Source organism: Flavobacterium pectinovorum (genome assembly GCF_006438875.1).
Lineage (GTDB): Bacteria > Bacteroidota > Bacteroidia > Flavobacteriales > Flavobacteriaceae > Flavobacterium > Flavobacterium pectinovorum_A.
On record NZ_RCZH01000022.1, the window covers coordinates 1 to 11298 of the forward strand.

Annotated in this window: 11 protein-coding genes; all 11 read right to left on the reverse strand. The window is 35.4% G+C overall.

What is annotated here, in order from left to right; genetic code table 11:
- Positions 1-227: transposase (locus EAH81_RS23940; RefSeq protein ID WP_140510179.1), on the reverse strand; the 227-nt coding region annotated here is incomplete at its 3' end.
- Between the two features lie 645 nt (positions 228-872).
- A complete protein-coding gene (locus tag EAH81_RS23945) occupies positions 873-1745 on the reverse strand; it encodes a helix-turn-helix domain-containing protein (protein ID WP_140511530.1) in 873 nt (290 codons plus the stop codon).
- Positions 1746-1792: 47 nt separating this feature from the next.
- Complete coding sequence (locus tag EAH81_RS23950) at positions 1793-4048, reverse strand: TonB-dependent receptor (protein ID WP_140511531.1); 2256 nt, start codon at positions 4046-4048, stop codon at positions 1793-1795.
- Positions 4049-4092: 44 nt separating this feature from the next.
- Entirely contained in the window at positions 4093-5361 is a 1269-nt protein-coding gene (locus tag EAH81_RS23955; protein ID WP_140511532.1) for a hypothetical protein, read from the reverse strand.
- Between the two features lie 226 nt (positions 5362-5587).
- Positions 5588-6865: a RidA family protein gene (locus tag EAH81_RS23960; RefSeq protein WP_140511533.1), complete on the reverse strand. Its 1278-nt coding sequence runs from the start codon at positions 6863-6865 to the stop codon at positions 5588-5590.
- 105 nt (positions 6866-6970) lie between these two features.
- Positions 6971-7861, reverse strand: a complete 891-nt coding sequence (locus EAH81_RS23965; RefSeq protein ID WP_140511534.1) for an urea transporter — start codon at positions 7859-7861, stop codon at positions 6971-6973.
- 23 nt (positions 7862-7884) lie between these two features.
- Positions 7885-8586, reverse strand: coding sequence for a hypothetical protein (locus EAH81_RS23970; protein WP_140511535.1), 702 nt, complete (start codon positions 8584-8586; stop codon positions 7885-7887).
- Positions 8587-8597: 11 nt separating this feature from the next.
- Positions 8598-9383 (reverse strand): urease accessory protein UreD, encoded by a 786-nt coding sequence (locus tag EAH81_RS23975; RefSeq protein WP_140511536.1) that lies wholly within the window; start codon positions 9381-9383, stop codon positions 8598-8600.
- Entirely contained in the window at positions 9383-10021 is a 639-nt protein-coding gene (ureG, locus tag EAH81_RS23980; protein ID WP_140511537.1) for an urease accessory protein UreG, read from the reverse strand. Before ureG ends, EAH81_RS23975 begins: the two co-directional genes overlap by 1 nt.
- A 29-nt stretch (positions 10022-10050) precedes the next feature.
- Positions 10051-10743: an urease accessory protein UreF gene (locus tag EAH81_RS23985; RefSeq protein WP_140511538.1), complete on the reverse strand. Its 693-nt coding sequence runs from the start codon at positions 10741-10743 to the stop codon at positions 10051-10053.
- Positions 10736-11248 carry an urease accessory protein UreE gene (gene ureE, locus EAH81_RS23990; RefSeq protein WP_140511539.1) on the reverse strand — a complete coding sequence of 171 codons (513 nt, stop codon included), beginning with the start codon at positions 11246-11248 and terminating at the stop codon, positions 10736-10738. Before ureE ends, EAH81_RS23985 begins: the two co-directional genes overlap by 8 nt.
- Between the last annotated feature and the right edge of the window lie 50 nt (positions 11249-11298).

The window sequence follows — 11298 nt, forward strand, 5'->3', positions numbered from 1 at the left end:
TTGATATGTAAATACACCAACTTGCCTCTCAGAGGAAAGTCCTGAATTGTAATCTCATCTTGAAAACCCTTTGATACTAATTGAAGATTATTAAACTCTTCTGGAGGTTTAGAATTCTCTTCAAAATAGAGGTGTAATATTTCTTCGCTATTAGTAGATGAAACTACTTCAAAATGTTCTACTAAAAAATCAGGAAGCATAAACTTCAAAAGTTCTATAGGGGTCATATAAAATTCTTAGATTACAAAGTTCTTATTTTATTTTGACATTTCCTCCCCAGGTTTTGAGATTGATCCATGAATTTTAACGCAAAGTACGCTAAGATTTTTACTTATTTAAACGCTCAGAAAACACAAAGTTCACAAAGCTGCATCCACAAAGCTTTGTGAACTTTGTGTTTTTTAAACATACCATTAGATAAAATCTTAGCGTGGCTTTGCGTTAAAATTATTTACACTACAAAAAGTTTTATGTTTCTCCGCAGGTTTATTGTGCTTGTTTAGATATTCTGTGAAGGCCTTCTGCTAATTATTTATACCTTAAATACATTCAATTTCATTGCTTAAGAAATTTAAGTCAATTTTATTTTCTGGCTAAGATATTACTATTTTTAAAAGATAAGATTAATTGACTTTATTTAAAGTCTTCTAGTGTCCTAATAAAACGTTCGAATTTTGTACCATCAGTTCACTTAAAGGGATGATCAATTTTGATTGTTCCCTTTTTTATGGGTGTAATTTGGCAGTTGTCTTTATGCTATTCTTTTTCAATATTTTTATTGCCTTATTGATAGAAATTTTTCTATCTGAGAAAACTCTAGTTTTATTAAAATAAATGAATTAGAGTTTTATTTTTACTTGGAAAATACAATCTTATTTCAAAAATTTGAGCCTATATTCTTTAGGTGTAATTCCGGTAATTTTTTTAAAAAGCTGCGTAAAATGAGAAGCTGTGTGAAAATTAAGCTGATAAGCAATTTCAGCAATGTCTTTACTGGACTGAAGAAGTGCTTTGCTATAATTAATATCCATTTCGTTAATCCATTGTTTTGGTGATTTTTGAGTTATATTTTTTACACATTTATTAAGGTAATTTTCTGTGACAGATAGTTTATCTGCATAAAATGTAACTCTTTTTTCTTCTCTGTGATATTTGAACAAAATATCCCGGAACTGGAGAGATAAATCCATAGGACGAGTAACTGATTTATGATGACTATCAGAATCTGTACTTAATATTTTAACCAAAATAAGATGAAGCATAGTAATAATTATCTCATTTAAGTTTAACGCGTTAAGCCATAATTCCTGTTCCATAATGGTAAGCAATTGTTTAATGGTTCCGTAAGTAAGGTTATCCAAATTTAGGAAAGGGGGCATAAAAAAAATGCTGGTTTTATGTTTGGGTAATTCCTGTTCAGATACAATATTGTTTTCATAGGCTAAGAAAAAACCTTCAACATCATCAGATAATTCGATAGTTGCCGTAATTGTTCCTTGTTTGATAAAAATAACACCTCCTTTTTCTACACGATATTCTTTGTTTTCAAGATATTGTTTAAGATGTCCCTTGGTAATAAACAGAACAAAATTAAAAGTGGTGCGATACGGAATTACTGGCATAAGAATACCTTTTAGGTAATCTTCAAGTCTGTAAAGCTGTATATCTGCATTATTAGAAAGTATTTTTTCTGTAATATTAGGAAGAAAAAGCTTTTTATATTGAAAATTAGAAAGTGTTTCCATATTAATTATAATATTATAGATTGTGTAAATTTAATAATGAATATTATTTAAAACTTATAAAATAGTCCTAATTTTATTCCAAAAGGACTTCCCGGAGTATAAGTAATATCCGTAATGGGTACTGCTTCATTTTTCAATTGGGTTTCTGTAGCAAATTGTGCTTCATTCCATTTTACATTGAACAAGTTATTGACTTGCAAGTTAGCACCCCATTTTGCACGGGTGTAAGAAAGTATCAAATCATTTACCAGATAAGGTTTTGTTCTGAGACTATTATCTTCAACTGCTGGTCTGTCACCCAGATAGCGATACTGCATTCCTATAGAAAAACCTTTCGAAAAATCCCAATTTATCGATCCGGTGCTGGTAAGTATTGGTGCCAACGGAATGTAATCTTCTCCTTTTGGTTCCTCTATTAATCGGGCATGAGAATAATTAATATCAGCATTTACATACAGGTTTGGAAATGGCTGGTAACGAATCCCTAAATCGAAACCATAACGTTTTGATTTTCCAGAAGGTTCTACTACGGCATCATCACCTACATAAACAAATTCCTGTTGTAGAAACAAATACCATATTGTGGGTGTAATGATCAATGATTTGAAGGGATGAAGTCTTGTTCCAAAATCAGCTCCTAGGGAATACGGTAAGGTATTAAGCCCGTTTTGAGGGATTACTGCCCTCATATCATTAGAGTGAAACCCCATACCCGTTTTTAATAACCACACAACTTTGTCACTGGAAGCATAAGACAAATTAAGCTTAGGGCTTAGTCTGGTTGCTTCTGATGATTGTCCGGAAGGCAACTGCTCCTGATCCAGCAAATTATGCATGTTGAAAATAAAATGATCCAGTCTTAACGCTGGAGCAACAGTCCATTTTCCGGTTTTCCATATCAATTCTGAATAGGCATGCAAATTGGTTTCTACGCCAGTATCATCCATTTTTTTATCCAATAATAAATCTCTGTGATACACATGATTCAGTTGTAAAGTACCAATATTGTCATTTCGGAATCCAATTCCGGATATCAGTTCCATAGAACTGTTAGAGAGGGTGAAATTTTTGATATGTTTAAATTCGCTGCCATAAATATTTCTGCCGTCTTTTTGTTGAATTTCATCTCCATGAATGGGATCATTTAGGAAAAAGGTAAAATCAGAATACAGATTAAAATTATACTTAGAGAACCAACCCATTGCTTCAATACGCTCTGATGGAGAAATGATGTGTTTAAAATTCATCTGAATATTGGTACGGGAAGTGCTTCCTCCTTCAGTAGGATCAATACTTCCCCAGCGATCAATAATTCCTTCATTAACGGCACGTTCCGGATTTTGCCCTGAAGCATTCCAGGAAGAATTGAAGGTAGAAAATTGAATGTTGAAATAATCATTATCGGTTATCCACTGGTTATATTTCCCAAAGATATTAAGCCTGTTGAAATTTTGTTTTACATCAAAAGGTCCATCGGTGTAATTGTATTCTGTTGCTATATAGAAATTTTTCTTGTTGTTGGGATCGTTTATGATATTGAACATTCCCAGAATTCTTTTAGTGTTAAAAGAACCTGCCTCGAGTTTAATCATACTGTTTTTCAAAGAGCTGTATGTTTTAAAATCTACATAGCCTGCAGTATTAAAATCTCCTCTGTCAGCATAGTAGGCCCCTTTTCCAAAATCGATATTATTGATGGTTTCGGGAATCACAAAATGCAAATCCGAATATCCCTGACCATGGGCGTGCGATACAATATTTACAGGCATTCCGTCTACATTTACACTAACGTCCGTTCCATGATCAGCATCAAAACCTCTCAGAAAAATTTGTTCTGCTTTTCCACCTCCGGCGTGCTGGGCAATAAACAAACCCGGGACTTTGCGCAACAAATCCTGAGCCGAATTTACCGGAAATTTATTAAGATCAACCTTTGTGATATCTGAAAGAAATGAAGTGTGGTTAATAATTATTTCTGAAATCTCAATAGGTTTTCGCTGAAGAAAAACGACTTTATTCTCGTACTCTGTATTGCTATTAACAACCAATTTCTTTTGATCATATCCTTCATGACTAATTACAAGCGTATCCGGATAGGATTGAATATGCAATTTGAATGAACCATCCGGTTCTGAATGGGTATGTATGTTTCCGTGATTGTATTCTATCAAGGCGTTACCTATTGGGAATTTGCTGTCAGTATCTTTAAGGAAAGTTTGCATTCCGCTTTCTTTTTTTTGTGCTACAGACGCTACACTTATCATTAAGACAAGGAAGACTATTGTATTTTTAATTGTCGTCATTTTGTTTTTAATATGGAATGTCAGAGCGAAGGCATTGATAAAAACTAGAATCCAACCATCATGCCTAAAGCAATGCGATTGACTGTAGAAGTCTGTGTATTGGTATTGATGATTTGTTTGGCGCCAGTATCATATTCTAAACCTATTAAGAAGTTCTTGGTTATATCATACATAGCATTGATAGTAGCAGAGGGCAAAGCAATTCGTGTATTGGAATTCGAATTATTGGTAACAAAATCTGCAGTTGAATTATCATTTATAACTTTACTATTTACCAGCGAAATAGGAAGTGCATTATACGTCATGGTAGTATAACCCACAACTAAATTAGAATGTAACCTTTTCTTTTCTCCAAAGTAGTATTCTACGCCCGCAGAACCACCGTAGATAGGCACTGTTTTAAAATTGCCGTTTTGGTCATAAATTGCGTCATACATATTTCCTGCACCTCCATTACCAAACAAGGCACCGGATAAAGTATAAGAACCTCCTATACCGGAACCAACAACCGCCTGAGCCATAAAATAACTCTTTTCATTAAGCATGGTTTTGTAATTGGCATTTACACCCCATCCCATTGTCATCGCATTAGCATTTGTGTCTTTTTCATAACGAAGAGTACGTCCCATAACGGCTAAACGCAAGAAACCTGTTTGGTCATGCAGTTTTTTGGTAAAGGCTACAATTGGATCTACAGAAAACTGACCGGGTGTAACTCCGCCGGCGATTTTAAGATATTCAGAAGAAGTTTCGACACCACCCTCAAACTTCCAGGACTTGTCAGTACCAAAATCATTGTAATATTTTACCTGTAGATGACGCGCCCATGTACCACTATTGGGTCCTTCCCAATCTAGTGTATTGTACCAGCTTGGAACGCCATTCCCAAAGAATGTCCAGTCCTGACCGATATGCCAATGATTGTAATCTACGTAGGCCACTCTCAACTGTAAGTTACCGCCTGCACCGGGAGCACCCCACCATTGTGCTTCGACATAAGTAACTAATGGGCCTTTCGAAAATCCATTATAGGTAGTTTTCCATGCTAGCTGTGTTTGGTACATATTAAAACCTGCATTTTTCTGATCGATTGGATTGTAGGGATCGGCTGAATTTAAGTTGATGGATTGGGAATTCATATCATTACCTCCCAAATTTAAATAGCCATTTAATTTTAAACGAGGAGAAAACTCCATTTCATAAAGCGGTTTTCCTTCATCTGTTTTTTGTTGCGAAGGAAAATTAATTTGTGCTTGTGCTGTATAACAACCAGTAACAAACAAGAATAAAAATGCGAATTTACTATTTTTCATAATTGTTTTATTTTAAGTATAAGGCAATTTTTGATTTCTGAATTCAATAAGAAACAACCGTATTTGTCCAATGCTAAATACTTTTTTAGTTTTTTTGGATAAAAAAAATCTAAAGAAATAAAGCAGAAGGGTAAGGGGATAATGCGATTATCCCCTTTTTATAAATTATAATTTGAGTTGAATGTTTATCAAAATGAGATGCTATTCTCATCTAAATAAATGACTGTTATAATTGTGGAGGTGTTCCTTCTGCATTTGATACAACGACATCAATTTGGATTAATGCATCTTGTAGTAATGCCGATACGCCAACTGTTCTTCTTGCAGGAATACCGCCTGGAAAGAATGTGGTATAAACTTCGTCTGCAGCATCGCTATCTGTGATGTTTTTAAGGAAAATATTAACCTTAACCACATCTTCCATAGTATGGGAGATACTTTCTAAAATTGCCTTGATGTTTTTTAAGCATTGTTCAGTCTGCTCTTTTACACCTCCAGCTACGATTTTACCCGTTTTTGGATTCAAAGGCAATTGAGCTGAAATGTGATTATAATGAGAGAATGCTACCGTTTGTGTAGATAAAGAATTCTTTGGTGCATTTTCAGTATTGTTTGCTTTTATGACGATTCCGTGTCGGTCTTCAATAGCTTGCGGAGGAGTTCCGTCTCCGTGTGACACCACTGCTTCGATTTGCACTAAAGCATCCATAGATAAAGCCGAAACGGCCACAACTGTTCTTGCAGGAACATACCCTACAGCCCTTGCAATAGCAGAATCAGGAAAGAATGTTTTATAAACTTCATCTACAGCTTCAATGTCTGACAGGTTTTTAAGGAAGATATTAATCTTTACAATATCATCAAAAGGAACATCGATACTGTTTAAAATTGTTTTGATGTTTTTTAAACACTGCAAGGCTTGTTCTTTTACATCGCCTGTTACCAATCTGCCAGTTTCTGGATCGATAGGTAATTGAGCTGAAATATTATTGTAATGGGAGAATGATACTGTTTGCGCAGACAAAGTACTCATAGGTGCATTTGCCGTGTTATTGATAAGTTTTATCAGGTTACCTGCCTGAGGTGCATTGGGAATTGTACCCTCGCCATTTGAAACTAGTGCTTCAATTTGTACCAAAGCATTCATAGGCAAAGCAGCAACGGCAACTGTAGTTCGTGTTGGAACATAAGTTGGAAAGAATGTTTTGTAAACTTCGTCTACAGCATCACTATCTTTTATATTCTTGATAAATACAGTGATTCTAACAACATCGTTCATAACATGATCAATGCCATCTAGAATTGACTTGATATTTTTAAAGCATTGTTCTGCCTGTTCTTCTATACCACCAGCTACAATTTTACCGGATTTTGGGTCGATTGGTAATTGAGCCGAAAGATTATTATAATGTGAAAACGCTACAGTTTGTGAATGTAAACCGATACTTTTTGGAGCATTCTCTGTATTTCTTGCTAGTACTGAATTTGTTTTATTTGATGCCATTTTGTTTATTTTTAAATAATTGGTGTAATTTTTAGCTCACCCATTGTACCATTAAGGCAGGAAAAGCTGTTATTGTTTGAATTTGATTTAAGAAAGAAGATGAGTTTAGTTTTGTTTTTTAGGAATAAAAAGTCTCTGAATAAGTAATGTAATACACGTTCCCAGAACAAATGGAAAAGTTAATACTCCTCCAAATTCAGTCAGGATATTATGATCAATCAGGATGTCATCAATAGCAACTGTTATCAGGACTGCGACTAATACCCACAAACCGTCTTTTTTTTTGAAACCTGAAAAAACAATAGCCGAAAGTACCGCGTTAAAACCAAAGAGTCCCATATGAATCCCTTCAATCGATTCTCCATCTATATAAGAAAAATAAGCCCCCAGTAAAGATCCAGCAAGGCCATATAAAGCTGCTGCAGGAGAGCTGATAAAAATTGCGATAAAGAAAATGACTCCGGATAATAATCCTCCTTGAAAAATAACTTCGCCAAAGCCGTTTATGGGTGTTATAAATTCATTGTAAGCTACAGCTTCCGGTTTTGCGCTAATCATTTCAGATGGCGGGATATTTGTAAAATGATGCAGTACAAAAACACATATCCAAATTATAACAATGAAGGGAAATGTAAATGCGGGAATTTTTTTGCTAATAAAAAAATGCTGAATGATACTTGCGAGTGCACCACCCAAAACAATAAGAATCCAGATTAATAGTGTGGTCTGAAAGAAAAAAGACAAAGCCACTCCCACCAAAGCTGCACTAAAACCATATAATCCGGCATTAATTTCGGATTTGTCATATTCCAGTTTCATAGCTGTAAATGTTCCGGCACTTGTAGCCAGCAAAATAGCGACACCTCCTTTCCAGCTTCCTATAAAAATACCAATAAGAAACAAGAGTCCTGTCCATCTGTTTTCCTGAAGCATAATTTGCCCGATCCCTTTTAATACATTGTCGATAAAAGGAATTTTTGTAAAAATTTTATTCATTGTGAATTGTTTTTTATTTGATTTTACCATCCTAGAAAGACCATTCCAATACCACATACAGTGACTACTGCGCCACTTACAACACTCATATAGCGTTCTAGTTTGTCGGTCTTGAAAAAAGTTGAATATCCGTATCGTCCAAGTAAAACCATGCCCAACATTGTTGCTACAGTTGTAAGTGCAAATGGCACTACTAATGCAACAATTTCGGTCACGGAACGATTTAACCCGGAATAAAAAAGAAGCGGTGTAAGTGGTTCACTTGGTCCCATGACAAAAATCATGAACAACACAAAAGGCGTTACTTTTATTCGGCTCTGGGGCATAACGACTTCTCCGTGATTATGTTCATATACGTAAACATTATCTCCTAGAACATCAAAATGCTTGTGAGGTTTGTTTTTTATGGTCTGAATCACTCCGTATATGAGATAGATTACACCAAAAAGGAGCAATGCCCAACCCGAAATATTGCCTCTGATTTCCTGAAACCATGAAAACTTATTAAGCTGCCATCCCATAAAAACCCCGATAGTACCTAAAACCAAAGAACTCAAAACGTGGCCAAAACCACAGGCAATTGTTAGCAGGATTGTTTTGCTTTTGCTCCATTGTTTTGATTTCGACAACACAATAAATGGCAAATAATGATCTGGCCCTGATGCCGTGTGGATAAAACTGATAGATACAGCACTTAGTATTAATGCCCAAATAGTAGTATTCATAACTTATTTTTTTATTCTAATTCCCAAAGAATTTCCTGAACCCTGAGGAAAAAATTATACATTACTTCTCCGCCATGTCCCAGTGTTCTAATAACGAATCCGTTATCTTCCATTGCCGAAATACCGATTTCCATCTCGTCTTGTGATTCAATAATAGAATAGATCGTATCGACTAAGATATTTTTATCTACATTTTCTTTTGTACTATAAAAAATAAGTGTTCCCTGATGCGTAAATTCTTCCAGATTTCCTATACTATTTACAGGAATCAGATCGGGTTGGATAAGCACATTGTCCTTTACGACCAATTTATTTTTATGATAAATCTCTGTAAGATTCTGAAAACGTTTCAATTTAAAAAGCTCTCCGGAATGTTTTCTTCCACAGGTGATAATCTCACTGATTATCACTTGGCTGTTGGTACCAATACGGATTTCGGCTTTACTTTTGAAATTAGAATTCTCATGTGGCACCACCGGATGCGGGACATATGCAAAAGAAGTATCATCCTCCATTGAGATAGTAAGTTGCTGCACAGCATCATTTTTCATATTGAATAATCTTTGATATGATTGTGACTGTAGCTGCAACGCCGCTCCTTTTTCTAAAGCAATATCCAATTGGTAACGGTCACCGCTTAGAATTCCTGGCGAGGTACTCATCACAATTTGGTAAAGCTTATTGTCACTTTTGCGTTGTCCTACGGATACTACACGAAAAGGAGGAGATACATAGAGGTCTTTTACATAGGAGCTTCCTTGTTTATAACCTGCTATAATATGTAAGCGACTGTCCATTATCTTACTAGATTCGGTTCTTCACATTCTTCCAGTAAAGCATATTTTTTGATCCAGCCTATAATTTCCGGCACACCCACATCCGTTTTAAGATTTGAAAATATAAAAGGAGCTCCTTTTCTCATTCTTCTTGCGTCATTTTCCATCACTTCAAGGCTTGCACCTACATGAGGAGCCAAATCAATTTTATTGATAACCAGCAAATCTGATCTTGTGATACCCGGTCCTCCTTTTCTTGGAATTTTTTCCCCTTCAGCAACATCGATTATAAAGATGGTAACATCAGCAAGATCAGGACTGAAGGTTGCTGATAGATTATCTCCGCCACTTTCAATAAAAATCAATTCAATATGAGGAAATCGGTTTGCCAACTCATCTACTGCTTCAAGATTCATACTTGCATCCTCGCGAATAGCTGTGTGAGGACATCCTCCTGTTTCTACTCCAATAATGCGGTCATGAGGCAAAAGACTGTTTTTAGCCATAAACTCTGCATCTTCTTTGGTATAGATATCATTTGTAATTACACCAAGGTCATACGTTCCGAATAAGTGTCTGCTCAATCGTTCTAATAAAGCAGTTTTTCCAGAACCTACTGGCCCGGCAACTCCTACTTTTATATATTTTCTATTTTCCATTTTTTTTATAAATTAATTCTTAATTTTAATTAGGACATGTATAGTCTTGAATACAGTCTTTCATGCTGCATGCAGCGAATGTCAAAAGAGGTATTGCATAGTCCTACATACTCCCGCTCTAATGTTATAGTTTCCTGAGCCGTTTTTTCCATTATCGGATATAGGCGAAACAAAATATCCTGCCCGTCCAATTGCCCCAGTGGTACTAATTTTACAGCATTGGTAATCATTCCCGCGGTAGAAGTATAGTAAAATCCGAAAAGTGCTTCTTGCAAAGGGATTTTCATCAGGCTGCAATACATTCCAAAAACAATACAGTAATGAGAACTTGCTTCGTGACTTCGAACAGCTTCTTCATAAGCTTCCATAAACGGGAAATTCTCATGTCTTTTGAATATCTTAATCAAACGCAATCCCAATTTCTGGCTTGCCTGACGGATTTCTCTTGGGCACTTTAATGCGTTACATTCCTGATCCAGATCTAAAATGGCTTTTAAATCTCCAGACTCAGTAGCTTCATAGGCCAATTTCACAAAAGAACCGTCGTTGTATTTGAGATTATACTTAAGCATATTTTCTACAAATTCCTGTGCAGTTGCTGCGTTGTGTACAACTTTATTTTGTATGTACGTTTCAAGTCCGTTTGAATGAGAATATCCACCAATAGGCAATGTAGGATCTGAAATATGCAAAAGACTGGCTAAAAATTTTATATTATTCATCTTTTGGAGCTGCCATTTTAAGGATTTTAGTAAAAATTGTTGAACCCAAACTTCCATGTCCGTGCGGTTCTACATTCGATTTTAGCAGATTCAATAATTTCACGGATTGTTTTTCAGGTTTAAAACCACTCACTTCCAGCCATCTGAACATTGGCATTTCGAAAGGCAGCAACACTTTGTCTTCTTGTATAAAAAGCGGAATATGTTTGTTTCCAATTTCATAGCACACTGTTCCCATTTCGAGCATCGAAGACGGAGAAATAACAATAGTTTCGGTCTCCAGAATATTGACTACAATTATTTTCTTTTCATTTTCAAAAAGAATATCTCCTTCTCGAAGGCGTTGTCCTTCTCTAAGAAATTTAATTGCAACATCTTCTCCCTGACGTGTTTTTTTACGTTGAATTCTCTTTGTCGATTCGAACCATTCCAAGTCGAGATAATCTATCGATTTTCCGTTAATTGTACTATCCGAAATAGTACCTAAAGTTTCACTGATGGTCATCGTTTTTATTTTTTATATGAGACCTAACAGCTTATAAAAATCTGCTAGGT